Origin of the sequence: Bacteroides faecis (genome assembly GCF_020091505.1) — a bacterium.
In the GTDB taxonomy this organism is placed as follows: Bacteria; Bacteroidota; Bacteroidia; order Bacteroidales; family Bacteroidaceae; genus Bacteroides; species Bacteroides faecis.
On sequence record NZ_CP081914.1, the window covers coordinates 1 to 22,321 of the forward strand.

29 protein-coding genes are annotated in these 22,321 nt (G+C 32.2%); 12 read left to right on the plus strand and 17 right to left on the minus strand.

All coding sequences use genetic code 11. The features are described from left to right. The first annotated feature begins 120 nt into the window (after positions 1–120). Genes K6V30_RS00005 through K6V30_RS00015 form a run of 3 tightly spaced genes read left to right on the plus strand, consistent with a single transcriptional unit; the run spans position 121 to position 2,683 of the window. Positions 121–345 carry a hypothetical protein gene (locus K6V30_RS00005; protein ID WP_004295344.1) on the plus strand — a complete coding sequence of 75 codons (225 nt, stop codon included), beginning with the start codon at positions 121–123 and terminating at the stop codon, positions 343–345. Positions 346–348: 3 nt separating this feature from the next. Continuing rightward, positions 349–2,304 carry a type IV secretory system conjugative DNA transfer family protein gene (locus K6V30_RS00010; protein ID WP_004295345.1) on the plus strand — a complete coding sequence of 652 codons (1,956 nt, stop codon included), beginning with the start codon at positions 349–351 and terminating at the stop codon, positions 2,302–2,304. Next, the gene (locus K6V30_RS00015) at positions 2,297–2,683 is read left to right on the plus strand and encodes a helix-turn-helix domain-containing protein (protein ID WP_007559164.1); all 387 of its coding nucleotides are present in this window, start codon (positions 2,297–2,299) and stop codon (positions 2,681–2,683) included. Before K6V30_RS00010 ends, K6V30_RS00015 begins: the two co-directional genes overlap by 8 nt. Before the next feature lie 290 nt (positions 2,684–2,973). Here K6V30_RS00015 and K6V30_RS00020 read toward each other — a convergent pair whose 3' ends face one another. From K6V30_RS00020 to K6V30_RS00100, 17 genes are all read right to left on the minus strand, one after another. Continuing rightward, the gene (locus K6V30_RS00020; protein ID WP_007557648.1) at positions 2,974–3,408 is read right to left on the minus strand and encodes a hypothetical protein; all 435 of its coding nucleotides are present in this window, start codon (positions 3,406–3,408) and stop codon (positions 2,974–2,976) included. Between the two features lie 58 nt (positions 3,409–3,466). Further along, positions 3,467–4,090 carry a ParA family protein gene (locus K6V30_RS00025; RefSeq protein WP_004295355.1) on the minus strand — a complete coding sequence of 208 codons (624 nt, stop codon included), beginning with the start codon at positions 4,088–4,090 and terminating at the stop codon, positions 3,467–3,469. Positions 4,091–4,106: 16 nt separating this feature from the next. Next, entirely contained in the window at positions 4,107–5,669 is a 1,563-nt protein-coding gene (locus K6V30_RS00030) for a relaxase/mobilization nuclease domain-containing protein (RefSeq protein ID WP_224207072.1), read from the minus strand. A gap of 433 nt (positions 5,670–6,102) precedes the next feature. Further along, on the minus strand, positions 6,103–6,459 hold the full coding sequence (locus K6V30_RS00035; RefSeq protein ID WP_007557662.1) for a plasmid mobilization protein: 357 nt from the start codon (positions 6,457–6,459) through the stop codon (positions 6,103–6,105). Between the two features lie 1,096 nt (positions 6,460–7,555). Beyond that, complete coding sequence (locus K6V30_RS00040; protein WP_007559085.1) at positions 7,556–8,713, minus strand: replication initiation protein; 1,158 nt, start codon at positions 8,711–8,713, stop codon at positions 7,556–7,558. A gap of 162 nt (positions 8,714–8,875) precedes the next feature. Further along, positions 8,876–9,088: a hypothetical protein gene (locus tag K6V30_RS00045; RefSeq protein ID WP_004295360.1), complete on the minus strand. Its 213-nt coding sequence runs from the start codon at positions 9,086–9,088 to the stop codon at positions 8,876–8,878. Further along, positions 9,078–9,560, minus strand: coding sequence for a hypothetical protein (locus tag K6V30_RS00050; RefSeq protein ID WP_217315572.1), 483 nt, complete (start codon positions 9,558–9,560; stop codon positions 9,078–9,080). Before K6V30_RS00050 ends, K6V30_RS00045 begins: the two co-directional genes overlap by 11 nt. A 33-nt stretch (positions 9,561–9,593) precedes the next feature. Next, positions 9,594–9,905 carry a hypothetical protein gene (locus K6V30_RS00055; RefSeq protein WP_008765228.1) on the minus strand — a complete coding sequence of 104 codons (312 nt, stop codon included), beginning with the start codon at positions 9,903–9,905 and terminating at the stop codon, positions 9,594–9,596. 24 nt (positions 9,906–9,929) lie between these two features. Continuing rightward, positions 9,930–10,148 carry a hypothetical protein gene (locus K6V30_RS00060; protein ID WP_004295363.1) on the minus strand — a complete coding sequence of 73 codons (219 nt, stop codon included), beginning with the start codon at positions 10,146–10,148 and terminating at the stop codon, positions 9,930–9,932. A gap of 30 nt (positions 10,149–10,178) precedes the next feature. Next, positions 10,179–10,385, minus strand: a complete 207-nt coding sequence (locus tag K6V30_RS00065; RefSeq protein WP_007559092.1) for a hypothetical protein — start codon at positions 10,383–10,385, stop codon at positions 10,179–10,181. Positions 10,386–10,397: 12 nt separating this feature from the next. Beyond that, complete coding sequence (locus tag K6V30_RS00070; RefSeq protein ID WP_007559094.1) at positions 10,398–10,589, minus strand: hypothetical protein; 192 nt, start codon at positions 10,587–10,589, stop codon at positions 10,398–10,400. A 16-nt stretch (positions 10,590–10,605) separates the two neighbouring features. Continuing rightward, on the minus strand, positions 10,606–10,746 hold the full coding sequence (locus K6V30_RS00075) for a hypothetical protein (RefSeq protein ID WP_007559096.1): 141 nt from the start codon (positions 10,744–10,746) through the stop codon (positions 10,606–10,608). Positions 10,747–10,831: 85 nt separating this feature from the next. Further along, positions 10,832–11,221, minus strand: coding sequence for a hypothetical protein (locus tag K6V30_RS00080; protein WP_007559098.1), 390 nt, complete (start codon positions 11,219–11,221; stop codon positions 10,832–10,834). A gap of 71 nt (positions 11,222–11,292) precedes the next feature. Beyond that, a complete protein-coding gene (locus K6V30_RS00085; RefSeq protein WP_007559101.1) occupies positions 11,293–11,508 on the minus strand; it encodes a hypothetical protein in 216 nt (71 codons plus the stop codon). A gap of 34 nt (positions 11,509–11,542) precedes the next feature. Continuing rightward, positions 11,543–11,794, minus strand: coding sequence for a hypothetical protein (locus tag K6V30_RS00090; RefSeq protein ID WP_004295365.1), 252 nt, complete (start codon positions 11,792–11,794; stop codon positions 11,543–11,545). Positions 11,795–12,888: 1,094 nt separating this feature from the next. Next, positions 12,889–13,899 carry an ArdC family protein gene (locus K6V30_RS00095; protein ID WP_005780952.1) on the minus strand — a complete coding sequence of 337 codons (1,011 nt, stop codon included), beginning with the start codon at positions 13,897–13,899 and terminating at the stop codon, positions 12,889–12,891. A 424-nt stretch (positions 13,900–14,323) separates the two neighbouring features. Beyond that, the gene (locus K6V30_RS00100) at positions 14,324–14,917 is read right to left on the minus strand and encodes a recombinase family protein (protein WP_007559111.1); all 594 of its coding nucleotides are present in this window, start codon (positions 14,915–14,917) and stop codon (positions 14,324–14,326) included. 145 nt (positions 14,918–15,062) lie between these two features. On the opposite strand from K6V30_RS00100, the gene K6V30_RS00105 reads away from it, so the two are divergent. Genes K6V30_RS00105 through K6V30_RS00140 form a run of 9 tightly spaced genes read left to right on the plus strand, consistent with a single transcriptional unit; the run spans position 15,063 to position 22,321 of the window. Beyond that, positions 15,063–15,404, plus strand: coding sequence for a hypothetical protein (locus K6V30_RS00105; protein ID WP_007559113.1), 342 nt, complete (start codon positions 15,063–15,065; stop codon positions 15,402–15,404). Positions 15,405–15,423: 19 nt separating this feature from the next. Then, positions 15,424–15,738: a DUF4134 domain-containing protein gene (locus K6V30_RS00110; protein ID WP_004295370.1), complete on the plus strand. Its 315-nt coding sequence runs from the start codon at positions 15,424–15,426 to the stop codon at positions 15,736–15,738. A gap of 1 nt (position 15,739) precedes the next feature. Further along, complete coding sequence (locus K6V30_RS25260) at positions 15,740–16,039, plus strand: hypothetical protein (protein WP_004295371.1); 300 nt, start codon at positions 15,740–15,742, stop codon at positions 16,037–16,039. Positions 16,040–16,044: 5 nt separating this feature from the next. Further along, complete coding sequence (locus K6V30_RS00115) at positions 16,045–18,885, plus strand: TraG/VirB4 family ATPase (RefSeq protein WP_007660146.1); 2,841 nt, start codon at positions 16,045–16,047, stop codon at positions 18,883–18,885. 10 nt (positions 18,886–18,895) lie between these two features. Beyond that, the gene (locus tag K6V30_RS00120; protein WP_004295374.1) at positions 18,896–19,570 is read left to right on the plus strand and encodes a hypothetical protein; all 675 of its coding nucleotides are present in this window, start codon (positions 18,896–18,898) and stop codon (positions 19,568–19,570) included. A 1-nt stretch (position 19,571) separates the two neighbouring features. After that, the gene (locus K6V30_RS00125; protein ID WP_007559119.1) at positions 19,572–20,228 is read left to right on the plus strand and encodes a hypothetical protein; all 657 of its coding nucleotides are present in this window, start codon (positions 19,572–19,574) and stop codon (positions 20,226–20,228) included. Next, positions 20,221–21,243 (plus strand): TraJ family protein, encoded by a 1,023-nt coding sequence (locus tag K6V30_RS00130; RefSeq protein ID WP_007559121.1) that lies wholly within the window; start codon positions 20,221–20,223, stop codon positions 21,241–21,243. Before K6V30_RS00125 ends, K6V30_RS00130 begins: the two co-directional genes overlap by 8 nt. 32 nt (positions 21,244–21,275) lie before the next feature. Next, positions 21,276–21,890, plus strand: coding sequence for a conjugative transposon protein TraK (gene traK, locus K6V30_RS00135; RefSeq protein ID WP_005647312.1), 615 nt, complete (start codon positions 21,276–21,278; stop codon positions 21,888–21,890). Beyond that, positions 21,890–22,321 (plus strand): hypothetical protein, encoded by a 432-nt coding sequence (locus tag K6V30_RS00140; protein ID WP_224207069.1) that lies wholly within the window; start codon positions 21,890–21,892, stop codon positions 22,319–22,321. The genes traK and K6V30_RS00140 overlap by 1 nt, the downstream gene beginning before the upstream one ends.

Genomic DNA, 22,321 nt, shown 5'->3' on the forward strand with positions numbered 1-22,321 from the left:
GTACTTTTCCGGGTTCTGCCCGGCATGGACGATAAGAGAACATTATTATGATACCAAAAAATAAAAACCAATACCACTCTCACTGCATAAAAGAGTGGTATTTTCATTTGAATTAATAAAATGAAAGACCAAAAAAGATTATTACACAAGTGCCTATTAGAAGACATTCCAGCTTTTGTAATATGCGGAACAGATATTTGTTCCGTCCAAGCAATGGAAGCATATTACCAGATAGCAGTAGAAAAAGGTTGCAATAGCAATTTTTTAGAAGACTTGAAATTAGCTATAGAAGATTTCAAGGCTTTTCAATGTGAGGAACCTGAAAAAGTTAAAATACCCGATTAAATCATGGAAGAAAGCAAAGAATTACAAAAACTATATGGATTCATGCAAGCATTCATTTATATAACTGTTTGCATAGAGATTCTACTATTTGTTCATTTTCCCTTTAGTGAACAAATTATGCCCTTATTATCAAAAATGGCAAAAATTCCTATCTATTCTAATATTCTTTATAGTAAACTATTTACATTCTTTATTATAATGGTTACTTGCATTGGAACACGTTCAAAAAAGGATTTAGAATTAGACCCGACTAAACAAATCATTTTTCCTTTAATCTTTGGATTCATAATGTTCTTTGGAAGTATATGCTTTCTTTTCTTTAAAGAAAAAGGAGAAACTAGTTTAGAATGGTATAATATAGCTTACATTATACTATCAATAATTGGAGCGACATTAATAAATTCAGCTCTAGATAACATTTCCAAACGTATTAAATCAAACTTTATGAAAGATAGATTTAATATAGAGAATGAAAGCTTTGAACAATCTAAAGACAAGGTAGAAACAGAATTCTCTGTCAATATTCCGATGAAGTTTTTCTACAATAGAAAGTGGCATAATGGGTGGCTGAATATATGCAACTGTTTTCGTGGAACTTTCGTAATAGGAACGCCTGGAAGTGGTAAATCTTTTTCTGTTATAAATTCTTTTATAAGACAACATTCAGCTAAAGGATTTGCAGAAGTTGTTTACGACTTCAAATTTCCTGAACTTGCCAAAATTGCATATTATAATTATCAAAAGAACAAGCAATTAGGAAAAATACCAAGTAATTTCAAGTTCAATGTCATTAATTTTTCTGATATTGAATATAGTAGAAGAATAAACCCATTGAAACGAGAATATATAGAAATCCTAGCAGATGCAACAGAAACGGCAGAAGCATTATATGAGAGTTTACAAAAAGGCGACAAAGGAAGTGGAGGTAATAGCGATTTTTTTAAAACATCAGCAGTAAACTTGTTAGCAGCTTCTATTTATTTTTGGTCTAGATACGAGAATGGCAAATATTCAGATTTACCGCATGTACTGGCTTTCCTTAATCAAGAATATGACGTACTTTTTAAAGTCCTCTTTTCCGAACCTGAATTAAAATCACTAGTTTCCCCATTTGAAGCTGCATATAAATCAGGAGCAGTGGACCAATTAGAAGGACAGATGGCAAGTCTAAAAGTACAGTTATCAAGACTAGCAACTAAAGAATCTTTTTGGGTATTTAGTGGCAATGATTTCAATTTAAAAGTATCAGATAAAAAAGACCCTAGTTATCTTATCATTGCAAATAACCCTAAAACACAAAGCATGAATAGTGCTTTAAATGCACTTATCATTAACCGATTAACTAGACTTGTCAATACAAAAGGTAACTACCCTACTTCAATCATAGTAGATGAATGTCCCACATTATATTTTTATCAACTTGCAACACTACTTTCTACTGCACGTAGCAATAAGGTTTCAATTTGTTTGGGATTACAGGAACTACCGCAATTAGAAGAACAATACGGCAAAGCTACCGCAAAAACTATAACTTCTATTATAGGTAACACTTTATCCGGGCAAGCTAAAGCTCCTGAAACTTTAGATTGGCTACAAAAACTATTTGGAAAAGTTAAGCAAGTAAAAGAAGGCGTTACTATCAGAAGAAACGAAACAACAATTAATATGAATGAACAAATGGATTTTGTTATCCCGGCATCCAAAATATCTTCATTACAAGCTGGTACATTAGTAGGGCAAGTTGCATTAGATTTTGGACAAGAAGATAATTTTCCAACAGCGATGTACCATTGCAAAACCAATTTAGATTTAAAAAAAATTAAGAAAGAAGAAGAAGCCTACAAAGAACTGCCAAAAGTATATAACTTTGGGACAGCAGATAATAGAGAGAAATTACTGCAAAAAAACTTTAAGAGAATATACGACGAAGTAGAAACAGTAATAGAACAATATGTATAACATTACATTACCAATTTTAGGCACAAGGTTAAAGCAAATCCGAGAGCATATAGGATATTCCCAAGCTCAATTAGCAGAACAGCTAAACTGTAAACAAAATGCGATTTCAAATCTTGAACTAGGAAAAGGGGGCAGCCTAAAACTTTTATTTCAAGTGCTGAATTTTTATTCTAACTATGTTTTTATAGATTTAATATTTAGTGAAAAGTTTTATCTGATTTCTAATACAGAAGAAGATGAAGCACAAAAAGCCAATTATAATTCTGTTATAATAGAAATTATAAGACAATCAGAAAAAAACTATGAGGATGCTATGTCAAACGCTAAAAAAGAGCTAGAAGCTAATCTTCAAAAAGCCATCAATTTATTACAGCCTTAATAAAATAAAAGAGAGTACAAAAGACTCTCTTTTATTTTCAATATTACTTTAAAGAATTTGTGATACCGTACTTTTCGGAGTTCCGGCACTGATGGGCAAACATGGCATGATGAAATGATACCGAATTATCATTCCTGGCACACCCTGCAGAACGACCTTTTGATACCAAATACAAAAAGCTGCCGGAAGCCGGACGCAAAAATTTGATACCATAAAACAAAAAAAGAAAAGTGTTTTCTAAACTAGCCTAACCAAAATCTTTTGTTTCACAAAACGACCCTTTTTCTGTACTAAAGAAAACGGTTCTTTTTTTGCTTAATCAAAGAACTTATGTCGCTACGGTGTTTAGTTAACCAATCTTCCAAAATAAACGAAACTAAAGATGAAATAGGTATTTTGGCTTTAGCTTTGAGCAACCCAAACACCTCTTTTACATCTGTATCAACATATAGAACTTCCTTGCAATTATAATTTTTTCCTTTAATGTACTCTAATAAGTCCGTCAAATCCATTTCACTAGAGCCATTAAAATTAAAAACTTCCGAAGAAGTTGTTTCCATTTCTACATGAAGTGGTTCTTTCTCCTCTTCAACTTCATATTTAGCTTCTTGAATAGGAGCTTCATTTATACTACTCCCATGCAATTCTTCACCTCTTATCATTTTAGCTATTTCCAGAACACTAGAAATACCTTCATTTTGCTTTTTCCTTAATTTATCAGCCATGTGCAAATATATACAATAAATGAATAACTTTATAACAAATATCTATTAAAAGAATATTTTATTTTATTGCTCCTTCTTGAATGATATAATCATAAGCATTCTTCACCTTATCAATACACTCATTACTAATTGCTAATGTATTTATACGTTCCATAGCAACAGAAGCTGGTATTTCATCTGTAACAAAACCAACTTGCTTAAGAATATCAACTACCTGTTCTTTTGTTTCATATCTTACCGCAGTTCTCATATTGTTAGGTAAAAAGAATATTTTGGCTTTTACATTTAAATACTGTAACACTTGGATAAAAAAACCTGTACTATCCATTGTAAATTTATCGTATTTAAATGGGCATATTATTATATCCGCAGCTTTAAGAATAGTTCCCAGAGCATCATCATCAATCTTACCAGGCAAATCTATTAATAGATTTCCTTGCTCAACCTTAGTAAAATCACTAATAATTTTAGCAACATTAGATATATCGGTTTGTATAACCTCATATTTAGGTTCATTATCATAGGTCGCAATATCTTCTTTTCTTCTATCCGATAATGAACGCTGAAAATCTAAATCCAATACTAGAACTTCTTTTCCTTTTTCTACTAGATAGTTGGCAAATTGTATGCAATTAGTCGTTTTACCACAACCGCCTTTCTGATTCCCAAATAATATTATCATATCTTACTTATATTTATTAATTTTGTTGCTGTCCTCTTTTCTTTTTCCTATTAGGAGATTTATCTTGCTGTACATTTATATGCTGGCTAAGAATATCACAAATAGCATCAATCAGATTAAATCCCCTTGCCAGTTCTGAATCTTGTTCAACATTTATTCTTTCCATCTTATCAAGAGTAACTAGAGTAATCCTATCTTTACTATAGCCATCTTTTATAATATTGATTCCTAAATCATCAGTACTTACGATTACTTTATTCTTTTTATCTATTAGATAAACTAAATTATCATCTTCAACAAAAAGAATTCCTTTTTCTCTTAATGTAGAATGTAAATCTGAACTATGAGCCAAATAACTATTTATCATATCAGTATAGACAGTATTTTTTTTATCCATATGCTCTTGAATCAAAATATCATCTTTTTTCACATGATAAATTCTACTTAACAACTCGGCTTCTTTAAGTGTAGCAACATTAAATTTATTTGCTTCATACACTCTGCTATTATATCTAAGTTCTTTCAACAGTTTTTTATCAAGAACCAATAAAGCCTTATCATCACCATTTATAAATATTGTGCCATTCATTGAAAACCTATAACCGTAATCTAACATTAATTTCTTGAAACTATCCATTGTATATTTTGTTCCATCTTTCAAAAGAAGATTAATTATACTATTACAGTGTTCAACTTTTGCTTGTTTATTAGGCTCTACTAAAAGTTCCTTCAAATCCATAACTTCCCCACCTTTCAGAACTCTCTTATTTCTATAATCAATTAATGTATATCCATAAGGTTTAGTATGTCCTTTTCCTGTATGAAAGACTAAATTTATACCAAACTTATCTTTCATCAAAGTTTGAAGTTCTGTATAGGAAAGTCCTTGCTTATATTTAAATAAAAGAGCTGTTATCTGTTTTCTTCTTTCTTCATCAGGTGTATATTGTTTAGCTTTATCTTTTATCTGCTCTAATTGAATTGAAGCGTGCTTTTCACCACCCTTATACAAAATTAATAATCCATCCTTTTCTCTTAATTTCCATCCTGATTGTTCAAGTAACAACTTATATTGCTGCACTGTAGAAAAAGAAAACTCCATGTATTTTGAAATATCATCTTTAGCCTTCAAAGCTAAATCAACATTCATTATTTGATTTATGACTTTCTGTGAGCGCACAGCTTCCATATTATCTTTTACCTTCTGTCCGTTCTTCTGTACTCGTGTAGAAACAATATGTACATGATTATTTTCTGTATCAGAATGAAAATATATCATATAAGGATTATTTCCATAACCCATTTTATTTATATATTGCAAAGCTACATTTTTCAAATCCTCTGCCGAATATTCACGCCCCTTACATGAAATCACTGCATGAAATTGTTTTGCCTTGACCGCTGGATTAGTCCTACAGACAGATTCCATATAAGCTATATAATCCGACTTCTTTAAATTATCTGGATTCATAGCAAAATTTTCTGCAACAAGAAGTTCACTCTTGCCTTCCTCATTCTTTCGCTCATTATAATCAATACCAGCGAAAGAAGTTGCCGGTTTTAAAACTACTACTACCATATTTATAACTTCACACCGCAAATATACAAACAAATATTCAATAAAAGAATATTTCAATATAATTTATTCATATAATAAATATGTAAATATTATATATTCATATATTATTTATATATATAATATTTTCCCCTAAAGTTTTTGGTATCATAATAATGTTCTCTTATCGTCCATGCCGGGCAGAATCCGGAAAAGTACGGTATCAAATACCTTCCCGGTTTCTCTCCAGTGCAGGCAGAAAAGGTATCAATTAGATGCAATCCTTTTGCCGATGGGCGGTAGTTCCTGAATGGTGTCGGTGTCTTTTCTTTTATGATGCAGCCGTTTTCCTGTATTCAGGTATAGAGAGAAACGACACAAGGAACTTTAGGGAAAAGAAATAGTAACGCTGTCTTTATCACTAAAATTATATATATAAATATTATATATACATATATTATTTGATTGACATCAACTTACGCCAAGTAACATTCAATTTATCTTGCATAATTACATAGTCTGCCATTTTCTTTTCTACCTCATTAAGAACCTCTTGATTAACTTCTTCCTTATGAATATTTACATACCTAGCCAACTGATTTATATTATTTCCTATACGTTTCATTTCCAAACAAATTTCATCCATCGAACGAATAAATTCTTTAGGGTCAATAAGACCAACTCCTTTCCTAAAGACTCTCTGTCTAAAATAATCTGACATACATTTGCTAGATTTAGAAGCTTTAGTTAGTTCTTCATATTCTAAATTCGTTAAGCGAACTTTCACTATTCTATCTCTTTTATTTGCTTTCATACTATGATACTAAATAATATATGCCCCCAAGTTGCGAGGGGGCTAAACTCCTGATTTATCAGGCAAGATTTGGTTTTTGTGGACACAAAAACACATCTTGCTATTAATTTCTACAAACGCAAATATATAAATTACTAAACACCCTCCCAAACAAAAGGGAAAAAAATACAATTAGATAAGTTTTTTTGGTATCATAATAATGTTCTCTTATCGTCTATGCCGGGCAGAACCCGGAAAAGTACGGTATCAAATACCTTCCCGGTTTCTCTCCAGTGCAGGCAGAAAAGGTATCAATTAGATGCAATCCTTTTGCTGATGGGCGATAGTTCCTGAATGGTGTCGGTATCGTTTCTTTTATGATGCAGCCGTTTTTCTGTATTCAGATATAGAGAGAAACGACACAAAGAACTTTAGGGAAAAGAAGATTCTTCGTGTTGCTCTTTCTGGAAGTGGAGTATATTAATCATATATTATATGTTTATAGGTTCATATATTATATATTCATATATTATTTATATATAGTGTTTTCTCTTTGTTCTTTTTCCCTATAGTTTTATGGTATCAATTTTTTGTGTCCGGCTTCCGGCAGCTTTTTGTATTTGGTATCAAAAAGGCGTTCTTCAGAACATATCGAGCATGATAATTCGGTATCAATTTCTTTCCCTACAGTATATCAAAAAAGCATAGGGACAAAAACCCAACTTTTTAAAATATGTTTTTTTTAGATAGGGACAAAAACCCAACTTTTGATTGATTAGTTGTATCATATAGTGTCTTTTTTTGTTAATAAGTGTTCTTTTCCCTAAAGTTTGTGTTAAGATTATGAGAAAAGTTCCTTTTTTATGGGTTTATGTAATAAGAAAAGTTCCTTTTTTGTGTTTGGTATGATTATCAGGTTTTTTTTATCAGCTAGTGATGGTAGTACCCTTAAAAATGAAAGGGTAACTATCTGAAAAACAACAGATAATGGTAAAAAATCAGGGACAAAAACCCAACTTCTTAGGGACAAAAACCCAACTTCTTAGGGACAAAAACCCAACTTCTTAGGGACAAAAACCCAACTTTTAGACCCCTCCTAGGGACAAAAACCCAACTTTTATTCATCTTCTTTTTCTTCTCCAATCATTCCGGGGAGTATTTCTACTTCTTTTAATAATACGGATAAACAATATTCTGCTTTATTTGAAATTTTATTCCAGTTATCTCTAACATATTCGCCTAGATAAAGCATCTTAGTTACTACTGCTTTATAGTTGCTTAATGTAATCTGTGGAATAAACTGCTGCAAATGCTCGTCCTTCATTGCAAAGTGCAAAGAACAAAAATTCGTTATCATCTTCTTTTGTCCTTTTAATAGTTCTTCTTCCTTCTTTGATAATGCAGACTTAATAACTTTGAAATTAAGTTTATAAGGCTGTGTATCGCCTGAATTACGATAAACTTCTGCCATTTCAAACCAGCAATCAGCCTGTTCAAACAAATCATCGTAAACAGGGCGTATTACACGTTTATACAAATCTTTAAATTCGGGGTATTTATCTTCTAATTTTAAGAATTTCCGAAATCTATCCACATAGATAGAAAAACCACCTTTTTCTTTCCATGAGCTAATCAGCATATACATTCTTATTGTATATCTACTTTGCGCTCTTAAAGCTATCTCTTTTATATAGCGTGTAAAACCTCTATCAACATTAATGAAAACTTTAGCAACCTCTCTATCCATTTCTAAAGAAAAACCTCTTGAATAAGGAGTTTTAGGTATATTTGCCTTAGTGAATAAACCAGTAATAGACCAACTATCCTCACCTGTTATTGGGTCTTTAACATCAAGCTCTACAGGAATACTGATTAATTTACGAACCATGCTTTTTACTTCCTTGTATTGGTCTGGATTAACGCCCAAATCCCGATATGCGATATCTACTCTTATACGGTCTGAATATTCTTGAAATAAAGATAATTGCTCGCATGGAATAGATGTACCATATTTATCTAGATGCTGAATACTTAATTCTATGACATCCTGTAATTTCTCTATAACAGCAATTAAGATTCTAATCTGTACTGTCTTAAAATCACCAGCCATTAATGTAACTACATTAGGTTGTTTCAGCCATGTGGGATTTTCTGGGAGTTTCACAGGAAGATTTGTACGAGGATGCCCTTTCCTAATTCTAACAATCTCACCGTCTATTTCTTCTTTTTCTTCTTTCACCGCACGTTTTCGGGCTTTTATTTCTCTATTTACCATCGCTTATTATTTTGACTGATTAATACTCCAAAAAAAAGTAGAATAAAGAACACAAACATAAACTTGGCTATATAAAATAGCCCTATGAAAATCATTCTAAAAATAGCAATGATAATTTCTAATAGATTTCTTATTATGTTCCTCCAGTCCATTTTCTTTGTTTTATAATTCCTGTCGCCAAAGCTCCGGCTGCACTATTGTATAACCAGCACTTTGCAAATATACTCTTTTAAATTCATCGGGCAACGTTCCTTCAAGGAATTGCTTTTTATGCCTTGATGCAGTTCGGCGGTCATATGGACTATTTTTAGACCAACCTCTTTTAAGAATTAGTTCCTTAAAGCATTCATCTAATGTTTTTGCTTTATCTATCATAATCTTTTCGTAAAGAAATTATAGGGTTTTTCATCCCTTTATACGTTTCACAAGGATTTCCTAACAGTTCGCAAATAACAAAATGTACAATTTTTCCTTCATCCAATGATAAATTCGATTTATTTGCTAATTCTACAACTAATGTATATTGATAACTATAGTTCTCAACAACAATTTCTTTTTCATTGGAAACTTCATTGTAAATCTTTCTATACTTATGCCATAAAGACGTATTAAAAAGCTCTACCGTAAGAAAATTGTTTACCTGCTCTGTTGTATAGTCTTCTGGCAAACGTTTCCCTGTAAGTCTATAAACAGCCTCCATTTTTGCTTTTTTTCCTACAAACTTTTTTTTCCCAATCATCTGACAAGAAGGGAGTTCATCCCTAGATATAAAAGGCTTCAAATCTGACACCCTACGATATACCTTATATTCAATAAACATTCTATCTATATTTTGATTATATGACATCTATTCCCTTTCACACTATTCGAAAAATTATGGTCATTTATCCCAATCATAATTATCGTAATCTATTTCCTTTCCTGTAGCATGGCATTCAGCCACATAATCAGCCCATTTTTTTCGCTTCGTCACATCAAAAGGCATACGTAGAAACTCATCCTTCCAAGGCTGTATAAAGTAACCAAAATCGTGTTTGTTCGTTACATACTGAACAGCATCTCTAATGGCGTTATACTCATATCCTTCTTTCAACAATGGTTCGTCACCCAGTTTAGAGTATATGTTTGCCACTTCCCTAAGCATCTTTGCAAATTCTTTGTATGTGGCAAAATTCTTTTCTTTTTTATCCATAATCATTCTTTTTTGTTTTGAGTATTAATTTTTTTCGATGAAAGTATTGGTTGTATTCAACACCCCGGCTGAATCTCGACTTTTGCCATCTCTTATGAAGATTCCTTCTTCTTTCAACCGTTCATAATCAAATTCATTCATCATGATAATGACAATATTTTCATTTGTATATAGCTTACACTTCATAAATTGAGTACCTTCTATTTTTCCAATTACGTCTATTTGGATTGTTCTTTCATTCATAATTCGTTTATTTATATATCGATTTGAGGATTATTCTTGTTTTTTTACTTCATATCCCTTTTCTCTGAGATACGCTGCTATATACTCATCATCTCCGACATCATTAAGGACATCGAAAAGATAACCTTTTACATAACTGGCTACTGCAACCGCATTTGCATACTCGATGTTCTGCGAAATGAATCTCACTTTCTCTGTTCTTCCTAAGCCTCTGAAGGCTTCTTCAATTTTGCTCATATTTATACTGTTTTACGCTAATTCTGTTTCAATAAACTTCATCATCTGATTGTGAAAAGAACCACTCCTTTTTTGCGCAGCCTTACAATCATCAATGGAAAGATTCGATTCCTTAATTATCCCTATTGCGATTGCTGGCATATCTCTGACTACTACAATATGCTGAACAGCAAACCAAATACCATCAATAAATTCATTATTCATATCTTCATTTTATTGGTTAAAACTCATATTCACTTTCATTGAAATTTTCGATTGAATAAATTAAACCACCGAAGTCACCCGCTGAGAAGCCTCCAGTAATATTACTTCGATGTGTTCCCTTATACTTACCAAAGGTTAATGTTCTTTCTTGATTCATTACTATTCTGTTATGCGTTATTTGGTATGATAATCCCATTTTATCTTGACTTATATATCTGGAAAAGAGACCTGTGAACTAAAGACTACTCTTTCTTTTCCTTACGCCTCGATTTGAGAAATTCTTTAGCCGCTTCTTTGTCCTCATGTACTTCATCTGATACATAATATATTATAGCCTTTGAATTGTGAGGATTGTTTTTCCACTTTCTTCCTATTGCATCCGGATTTACAACATATCCTTCTTTTGCCCATTGCAGGGCTGTTAGGCTCTTTTGGTTCATTCTCTTATACCAAAGAACCTTACGATGCATTTTTGTCCGGGGAGTAATTACTCCGTCTGCACATACCAGTCCTTCACAGTTGTAACCGGGGCTTTCCAGAAATTCAATTTCTTTTTGAATTTCTTTTATGCTCATTTTCTCGATGCGTTCCATGTATTGTGCAATCGTTTCATCTGTCATATCCGCTGCCATATTTCATGAATTTATGTATTAAAATAAGGCTATTAACTAGTTTAATAGCCCATTTTTGATTTCAAATACTATCAAACGTATTTATCCAATTCTTTTTCTAGCTTTTCCCTATCAATCTCTGGAAATAGTTCAAGAACAAGACTTAGCGAATCGCAATAATTGTTTGCATAGTTTTCTGTATCCATCAATCGTAACACCATTGAACAAAAAATACTCTTTTCCTGCTTAAAAGTACGATTTAACACAGAACTAGATAATCTGAAAATTTTCTTCTCTACTCCAATCATAAATTAATCCTTTCACATTTCTAATAATTGACTATCAATCTGTAGTTTTCTTCAATGCTTCAAAAGAAGACAAGTAATCATCAACAGCTTTATTTAACGCTGCATATTTATCTTTCCACGTCCTTATTTGCCGTTGTGTTTCAATATACCTATCATTCAAAGTTGCATAATTCTGAATAGCAAATCTAATAGCTTTAGCATCTGTTTTTTCACCAGATAATTTTTTTAGATTTTCTAACTCCGCACAGGCTGCATCGTCTAAGCGTAATGTAAACTCTTTTTTCATAAAAAAATGATTAATGAATTAATACTGAAAAATAGCCCTAACAGTTGGCTACGAAATGGATTTAAGAAGCAATGTTTCATGATTTTGTTTGCTGTTCTTTATACTGGCAGCCAAACCAGCTTTAAAGGTTTGTTTATCTCTTTATTTTCAATACTCAAAGATAGTGATTTTCTATAAATGTCGCAAATAATAGGACAATTATTTTTGTTAAAAATAGTTTTAGGCTTATAGAGTGCCGAAGTTTTATTTTTCCCTAAAGTTTTTTGGTATCATAATAATGTTCTCTTATCGTCCATGCCGGGCAGAACCCGGAAAAGTACGGTATCAAATACCTTCCCGGTTTCTCTCCAGTGCAGGCAGAAAAGGTATCAATTAGATGCAATCCTTTTGCCGATGGGCGGTAGTTCCTGAATGGTGTCGGTGTCTTTTCTTTTATGATGCAGCCGTTTTTCTGTATTCAGATATAGAGAGAAACGACACAAAGAACTTTAGGGAAAAGAAGATTCTTCGTGTTGCTCTTTCTGGAAGTGGAGTATATTAATCATATATTATATGTTTATAGGTTCATATATTATATATTCATATATTATTTATATATAGTGTTTTCTCTTTGTTCTTTTTCCCTATAGTTTTATGGTATCAATTTTTTGTGTCCGGCTTCCGGCAGCTTTTTGTATTTGGTATCAAAATGTCGTTCTGCAGGGTGTGCCAGGAATGATAATTCGGTATCATTTCATCATGCCATGTTTACCCATCAATGCCGCAACTCCGAAAAGTACGGTATCAATTTCTTTCCCTATAGTTCTTATTGGGTTAGACAACAAGACGCATTAAAATGTATTCTCAAAGTGAGAATGTATTTTAATTTGCGTCATGTTTCCGCTTCTGCAATGCTTACTAAAGTGGAGTTACCTAAAAGGTAGTGGAACTTTAGTAAGGATTGCAGAAGGGATAAAGAAACATACCTTAGAAGGGTGGGTGGGTTTACCGATAGCAAAACTATTGGAGCGTAACAAAGTGAAGCGATTAAGCCTTTTTGGTTCTTTTTTGGCGTTTGAAAAAAGAACTCCCCCCAATGAGGGGGGAAGGAACCTTTAAGCAACCTTTGTATTTTTCTCTTCTTCAACTTCTTCCACATCTAGCCTTATATTTAGATGCTGGGCTATGAATTTACTACCTTTAATAGCATCTGCCAATACAGTAAATAAAAATTTAGGTTCTTCTTTTATTGCTTTGCACCATGATTTTAAATAAGCCGCATTTTCTTCTCTGACGGTTACAGAAATACCCAAATATACACCAGACAAAGCCGATATTAATTCTGCTACAAGTTCTTCACGCCCATAATTGAATTTATCATTTTCATAAAATCCTTTTCGATTTAGTCTATTTTTAACACCTGTACTATGTCCCATTTCATGTAATTCTGTACCATAAAAACTTTCTCCGTCCTTAAATTGGCTCTTTAAAGGTAAAGTAATGCTATCATTTGATATTGAATAAAACGCACTATCACTAGAAACCGTTTGAATAGGACATACCCAATTTTGATTCTTATTCATTTCATCAAGTATTGGATTTACATACATTTCTTTCTCTTCTTGTGGCTGTTCCTCTCCTGAAAATTTAGCCTTTAATATATCCCATCTATTGGGATATTTTTCCGCAAAGTTTGTTTGGTCTAAATTAAAAACTTGGAAATATTTTGTATAAGCTGCTAAACGGTATTCTTTTTGTTCTTCTTCTGATAATTTGTTATATTCATCATATGAAATTTTTTCATTTGTCTGACGATGATAAGCACAAAATAATGTATAATAAACAGGAAAAGCAACAGCACCTTTTAGAACATTAATACCTTCGTTTCGTGCTTGATTGAATGTCAAAAAAACAGGAGTTTGATAATTATATTTTTCACACAAAAAATAAAGTAAAAAAGCGTTTCCACCACTATAAGTACGACCTGTTAAATTTTGTGGTAAAAAGTTCTGTTTAGAGTTGACTTTAGAGAACCAAGGTTTTTGCCAATTCATAGACAAGCTTTCAATTTTTTCAACCATAAGGTTTACAAACTTCTCTGCATTTTTATCAAAAGTAGATTTCATAATTTTGTTTGCTGTTCTTTATACTGGCAGCCAAACCAGCTTTAAAGGTTTGTTTATCTCTTTATTTTCAATACTCAAAGATAGTAATTTTCTATAAATGTCGCAAATAATAAGACAATTATTTTTGTTAAAAATAGTTTATAATTGGCTGATTTTTAACGTATTATCTTTTCCCTAAAGTTTTATATATTTTGGGTGAGAGATAAGGTTTTATAAACGGAATATTCCCTTTAGGGAACATGAAGTCTATAAAACCGAATATCCAATGCCTTGCTTTTGTAGGTGCTTCATAGAAGCGGTGAAAAAAGCAAAGCATTGGATATACCTTAGAAGGGTGGGTGGGAAAATGCGTTAGGGATTGCAGCGGAAAGCCCACAGCGTAGCGAGGACTTGCAGCGAAAAGCCCGACCTGAAAGGTAACGCCCTATTTATTTCTTCTATTCATCAATCTTACTTTTTCATAACGTAAATACCTATACAAAGTAGCCTTACTTCCAATGTGTAAAATTCTACATATTTCATCTATAGAATAATCCCGATTTTCATATAAACGCTTTGCTGCTATAGCTTTTCTCTTTGCATCTTCCGATAACCCTATAGGTCGTCCCGTAAGTTTCCCTCGTTCTTTTGCAGCTTGTAATCCAGCCCTAGTTCGTTCTACTATTATTTCACGTTCATATTCAGCCAATGAAGCAAAAATTCCAAATTGACATCTTCCTAAAGCACTATTAGTATCAATACCATCAACTATGCTTTTGAATGCAATTTTTCTTTTCTGCAAACAATCAACTATATAAACTAAATCTTTCAAAGAACGTCCTAATCTATCTAGCTTCCAGATAACAAAAGTATCACCTTCTCGCAAATATGCAAGGGCTTTATCTAATTCGGGTCTATCCTTTACTCCTGATACTTTTTCCTCAAATATAAGTTTGCATCCGGCTTCTTTTAAAGCATCTAGCTGCAAATCTAAATTCTGTTCCCTCGTTGAAACACGAGCGTAGCCTATTATCTCCATTTTATTTAAATCCAAGTTTCATAAATTCAACTATTCGCGAAACTATTTTAAACTAGGGCTTTCCCCCCTGTTATTACCTCTAGTACTATTATAAATCAAAAGTACAGAAAAAGGGTCGATTAATGAAACTTTTAAATTTAAGAATATGAGTTATTCACAATTTATCATGGCTGTATTTGCCATTTATGTAGTTTACTACGCTGCAAACATCCTGTATGATGCTTTCCTAAAGCAAAGCAAAACCAATACAGGTGAAGAAGAAGAAATTATTTCAATAGGAGAGGAAGAAGAAATACCTCACAAAGTTGTAGATGAAGATTTTGAAACAGGCTCATACGAAAAAGAAGATGAAAAAAAAGAATCTGAACAGAATTATGTATCTGTAAATGAATCTATTGAAATGGAAGTTGAAACACAAGGTATTCCAATGGAACAACTTCTTGCTAAAGGGAAAAGCATGTTTTCACACGTAAATTTTAACAAATAAACAACTAATTTTTATTCAAATGAAAAAGTTTTTTTCAAAAATTGCTCAAAGAGCATTCGCTTTAGCCATTAGCATAATGGTAGTAACTAACACTTTTGCACAAGGTGCTGCGGGAATTGATGCAGCTAGTTCTGAACTTGCAACCTACATGGACCCCCTAGGAAACATGATGATGATACTAGGAGGTCTAGTAGGATTAGTTGGAGCAGTGCGAGTTTATTTAAAATGGAACTCTGGTGACCAAGATGTACAAAAGGCTGTTATGGGCTGGATGGGGTCATGTATCTTTCTGGTTGTATCAGGTGTTGTCGTAAAAGCATTCTTCGGAATCTAATATGTCGAAAGAGTATCCAAGTTACAATGTATATAAGGGGCTACAAAAGCCCCTTATTTTCAAAGGATTTAAAGGCAAGTTCATATATATCGGTGGAGCTTGTATTATTAGTGCTTTACTTTTATGTGCTATTGTTTCTACTCTGGCTTCTTTTATGTGGGGAGGTATAACTCTTGTAATAGTTATGTTTGGAGGGTTAGGAATAACATCGCAATTACAAAGAAAAGGGCTTCACAGGAAAGATAAACGAAAAGGCATATATATAGTATCACGCACTTTTATAAGAGATAGAAAAAAATAAAGCTTATGAAAAAGAAAAGTGAATTTGAAGCTCCTTATATTGGTATTGAAACAATAGACAATACTCCTATATTCTATAACCGAAGGGGCGACTATTCTGTTATCATTAAATGTGAAAATCCGATAATACAGTATTCAGCAGATATGGATGCTTACTATGATTTTCACCACTTATTTACTAATATCCTCAAAGTATTAGGAACTGGATATACAATACAAAAACAGGATATTCTATGTAAAAAATCATTTTTACCACCCCAGAATAGGAAGAACGACTATTTATCAAATCGTTATTTTGAACATTTTAAAGGACGAATATATACTGATATTTCTACTTATCTTGTTATTACAGGAGAAGTAGAAAGGTCTAAATTCTTTTCTTTTGACCCTCGAAGGTTTGATACTTTTATTAGAAACATCACAAAAGTATTAGGACTATTCGCTAACAGAGGAATAAGAGCTAAACTATTAAATGAAAATGAAATAGAAATATATATAAAAAGATTTCTATCTATCAATTTCAATCAGCAAACAGTAAGCCTAAAAAATATCAAAGCAAGAGAAGAAAATCTTATAATTGGAGAAAAAAACGTACAGTGCATTTCTCTTGTAGATATTGACGAAGTTAATTTTCCTTCTGTTATAAAACCATATAAAGAGGTCAATATTGGGCTAAGGTTTCCTGTTGACTTACTCTCTTTTTTGCATGATACACCAGGTATAGACACAATTATCTATAATCAAGTAATAAATATTCCAGACCAACGAAACGAAGCAAACAAATTAGAAGGCAAAAAGAAAAAACATAAAGGAATGCCTGACCCTGCAAATGATTTATGTGTAGAAGACATAGAACGAGTGCAGTCGGATATTGCCAGAGAAGGGCAAATGCTTGTATATGCACATTATAATATAATTCTTGCTGGTCTTGATGATATTAGTAAGGCTATCAACTATGTTGAAACATCTCTTTTTGATTGTGGCATTATTATTAATAAACAATGTTTCAACCAATTAGAATTATTCGAATGTGCACTGCCAGGAAACGCAATCAACCTAAACAGTTATGACAAATTTCTAACAACTTCCGATGCTGCAATTTGTCTTTTGTTCAAGGAAAAATTACAAGTAACAGAAAACAGCCCTTTTCTTACTTATTTTACAGACAGACAAGGATTGCCTGTTGGAATAGATATGTCCGGGAAAGAAGGTGAGAAAAAATATACAAATAACTCCAACTTCTTTGTTTTAGGTCCAAGTGGTTCTGGTAAGTCTTTCTATGTCAACTCCAAAGTAAGACAATGGGTTTTAGATAACACTGATATTGTATTGGTAGATACAGGGCATAGTTATTCAGGAATGTGCGAATACTATCATGGCAAATACATTACTTATTCTGAAAGCAAGCCTATATCTATGAATCCTTTCCGAATTACTGAAGAAGAGTATAATGTAGAAAAGAAAAACTTTCTTAAATCATTAATTTTCCTGATATGGAAAGGTGCAAATGGTGAGGTCAAAAAGCAAGAAGAAGAAATTATGGATATTACCATAGAAAAATACTATTCTTTCTACTTTCATCCCTTTAATGGTTATTCAGATGCGGAAAAAGAAGCCATACGTGAAAATTTACTACTCGAATTTCAAGTCAATGAAGAAGAATTTGAAAACGAAAGGGAAAAAGAAGAACGCAAGATACTTTCCGAAAAAATAGAGAAATTACAGCAACTAGTAGAAAAAGGAGAAGGCGGAGAAAAAACCAACGCAGAAAAAGCGATACAAAACATTCTCATCGAAAAAGGCTTTACACGCCAAGAGCTTGATAATCCTGAAACTAGATTACTTTCTATAATAGAAAGACGAATCCAGAAGAAGGAAGATATATTGAAAGAAATAAAAGTTGAAAGCTTATCTTTTAACTCTTTCTACGAATTTTCCCTACGCATTATACCTATCATTTGCAAAGAGAACAAAATTGATTTTGATATTACTAACTATAAGTTTCTATTAAAAAAATTCTATAAAGGAGGACAGTTAGAAAAAACTCTTAATGAGGATTTTGACACTTCCCTTTTTGAAGAACCCTTTATAGTTTTTGAAATTGATGCAATTAAAGATGACCCTGAATTATTTCCAATAGTAACCTTAATTATTATGGACGTTTTTATTCAAAAAATGAGATTAAAAAAGAACAGAAAGGCATTAATAATTGAAGAAGCATGGAAAGCCATAGCTAGCCCTATGATGGCTGGCTATATACTCTATTTGTATAAAACAGTTCGTAAATTTTGGGGTATGGCAATGGTTGTTACTCAAGAACTGGAGGACATAATTAGTAATCCTGTAGTCAAAAACTCTATAATCAGCAACTCCGATATTATATGCCTATTAGACCAAAGTAAATTTATAGACAAATATCAAGAAATAGCAAATCTTTTATCCCTAACGGAAGTAAATCAAAAGCAAATATTTACCATAAATCAACTTCCCAATAAAGAAAACCGTAATCGGTTTAATGAAGTATTTATAAAAAGAGGAAATTATGGAAATGTATTTGGAGTAGAGGTTTCTCTACACGAATATTTCACATTTACTACAGAACGAATTGAAAAAGATGCTGTTGGATATTATCATATCATTTATGGTAGTTTCCAAACAGGATTGGATAATTTTATAATAGACCTAAAATCTTCCAAATTAAAAAATATGGATTGGGTTTTACAAGTCAATAAGGTACTAGGGTATCACTCCGATGATGGAAGCCTAAAAGATATACTTAACATCATAGGGGAACAACCATTATATAAATATATCCTAGATAAATACAAATGGATTACAAACCGTTAAAGATAATATCATGAAGAAAATCCTATTTATTTTAGTGGTAGCATCTACTTTAACCCAAGTTGCATATTCGCAAAAGGCAGTCTTGGATATAACCTGTATGGAAACACTTATAGCTAATCATAAGGTGCAACATACTTCTTTCTCTAAAGTGAAAGAGAATGAAGCTCAAATAAGCCTTATACAAAAACAAATCAGTGAAAAAATGGTTCAGATTGAATTTTTCCAAAGCAAATTTTATAATAGCCTAAAATCTGTAGAAGCCATCATAAAAACAGGAAAAGATATTATCTACTGCACTGATATTGCAGCAGATATTGGTAAATATCAAAAACAAATGGTTGAACTTGCTGTAGGTGACCCGGCTTTATTATTGGTGTCAGCAAAAACAGAGCTAGAATTAGTAAATCGCACTGCGGATTTGACACAATACATTTATCAGGTCGCTATTGTCGGGACAGATGTAAACCTTATGGATAATAAGCAAAGAATAGACTTGCTTAAGTATGTTATTAATGAACTAAGAAACATGAGAGGTATAGCATACGCTGTATGCCGACAGATGAAAACAGCAAAAAGAAATGGAGTATTACAAACATTAGCTCCGGGGGTATTTAAATACAAAGATAATCGTTCAAAATTAGTTGATGATTTATTACAGAATTATAAAGTAAAACCTAAAAGATAATATGAAAAGAGTGCTTTTATTTTTTTCCCTAATGTTGATTATTGGTACTTCTAATACCTATTCCCAAATGCCTGTAAAGGATAAAGGGAAATGGAGCGTGCTTAATAATATGGAATTTATGGATAGAGTACGACTACAACCAGAATGGTATCATTACTGGATATGGTATAAAAAGGTTTTGGGTATTAAAATTCCTTTGCCGGGCTTAGGGTTACACGACAAATACGGGAAGGAAGATAGACGTAATTTCCAGTTACAAGAAATTCCCATGATGGCAGCCGTAGAGTACAATAAATCAGAAACAGAAAAAGAAGGGTATAATGTTGATACCATATATAGACAGGAACTCTTCAAATTTGGAGATAAAGAAATTGATTATCAATATACTTTAACTAAAAATCGTAGAAATGATATTCTTAATGATATAAATAAAAAACTTGTCGAATATTCTTCTAATGGCGGTAATAAAGAACATGTTGAAGTTATAACTGATGAAGTTACTAGAATAAAAAAGAACATAGATATAATCCATGATTCACATATGAGTAACTCTAAAAAAAGGGAAGCCTATTTAGATTTTGATAAAGAACTAATAGAGGTTCTTTCATTAATAACAAGATTGAATAATATAAATAAAACAATAATGAGCCATGAATGAGTTAATAGATAAATTCTTATTTGAATTATTTGATGGACTAAGAGATAAAACAACTGTTCTATTCGGAGAATTTATTGCGGATGCACAAGCATTGGCAGCAATCTTTATGTTGTTATATTTTGGAGTAGAAAGCTTCAAAATGATGAGTGGAGATAAAAAATTAGAGATTATCCCGTTATTGCGTCCATTCGCACTGGGATTGGTTCTTATGTTCTGGATTCCCTTTATTAATCTAATCAGTTATCCCGGAGAGTTATTAACAGCACGAAGCAAGGCTATGTTTACGAATCAGATAGAAGAAGTAGAATTACTTTCTCGTAATAGATATGCACTCATTGATAGCGTAGCAGTAGAGTTATTACATACTTCATTAGAAGTTGAAAGAGCCGAAAATGAAGTTAAGGATAAGAAATGGTATGATTTTAGTATAGACTTCTCAGCTATTGGAGACAAGATAGCTGGATTATATGTATATGTAGTCGCTAAGGTTAAAATGATAATGTTTAATATCATTGAATTTATTGTCGTTACTTTTTGGCAAGTATGTACCTATTTTGTCTTTTTCCTACAAATCATATTCACAGGAATATTAGTTATTCTTGGTCCACTAGCTTTTGCATTCTCTGTTTTACCTGCATTTCGGGATGCTTATATACAATGGATAGCTCGTTTTGTCAGTGTTAGTTTATATTCATGTATTGCATATATAGTATTATCAATTTCTTTAGTAGTAATGCAATATGGGATAGAAAGAGAAATTGAAATTTTAGAATATGCGCTTAGAAATGAAGCTGCATTTGTCATGTATGTCGGAATGACCTCTGGAGGTGTCAATAGCTTCCTTCTTACAGCATTACTTGGAGCATTTGCCATGCTTACAATACCTTTTGTTTCTACATGGATTGTAAGTACAACTGGAGTAGGGCAAGCAGTAGGAGGCATGGTTGGAGGAGCAGCCATCGCAACCAAAGCTGTAGCAGCTCCGGCTACAGGTGGAGCCAGTGCAGCTATGTAAAAAGATTCATTAAATTTTAAATTCACATAATCATGATTATTAAAAACTTAGAAAATAAAATCAAATTAGCCGGAATTTTATCCATTGGCTGTTTTGCAACTAGTATAGTTATTTCAGGTATGGTACTAGCCTTTTGTTTCTCTTTAGTAAAAGCTGAAAGAAAAAAAATATATGTTTTGGATAATGATGTCCCTGTACTAGTAAAACAAACTGGTACAGAAGTCAACTTGGAAGTCGAATGTAAGAGCCACATAAATCTATTCCACACTTTATTTTTCACATTACCACCAGACGATGAATTTATAAAATACAACATGGAAAAAGCCATGTATCTAATTGATGATAGCGGATTAAAACAATATAATAATTTAAAAGAAAAAGGATATTTCAACACCATATTAGCGAGTTCTGCAACAGTAACAATTATGACAGATAGTATCAAGGTGGACATGAACAACCTATCTTTTGAGTACTATGGCATCCAACGTATAGAGCGAGAAACCTCTATTCTAAAAAGGCAACTTGTAACTACAGGGAAATTAAGACAAATTCCACGCACTGAAAATAATCCTCATGGACTTATTATCACAGATTGGAAAACGATACTAAACAAAGACCTAGATTATAAAGTAAAAAAGAATTTCTAATGAAACTGTTTAAACATAAAAAGAATGATAGAAAAGAAAGTATCAAGACTAAAGCCGAGCAAGCTACAGTTGTTCTTCTTACTAAAATATTTCAAAAATTCGGAGTTAATAACGCTTGTGAACGCTTATTGGCGTGGGCTGATATACACCGTAAAGCTATGTTTGGAATTACGATTTCATTCCTTTCTTTCGTCACAATTCTATCATTAGTAATGCGTCCAGAAAGAAAGCCAATGCAAGTTTTCAACGAAGAAAAAAGCAAAGTACAAATTAACATTGATAGTACCCTACAAAAAAAACAAGTAGGAGTTCACGACTTGTTAGAAGTGATTAAAATGCAAAATGAAATTAATGAGCTAAGAAAAAATGGGAAATTAACTCCAGAAGACACTATACGAATAAAAAATTTATACAATGAATTAAATAAATAG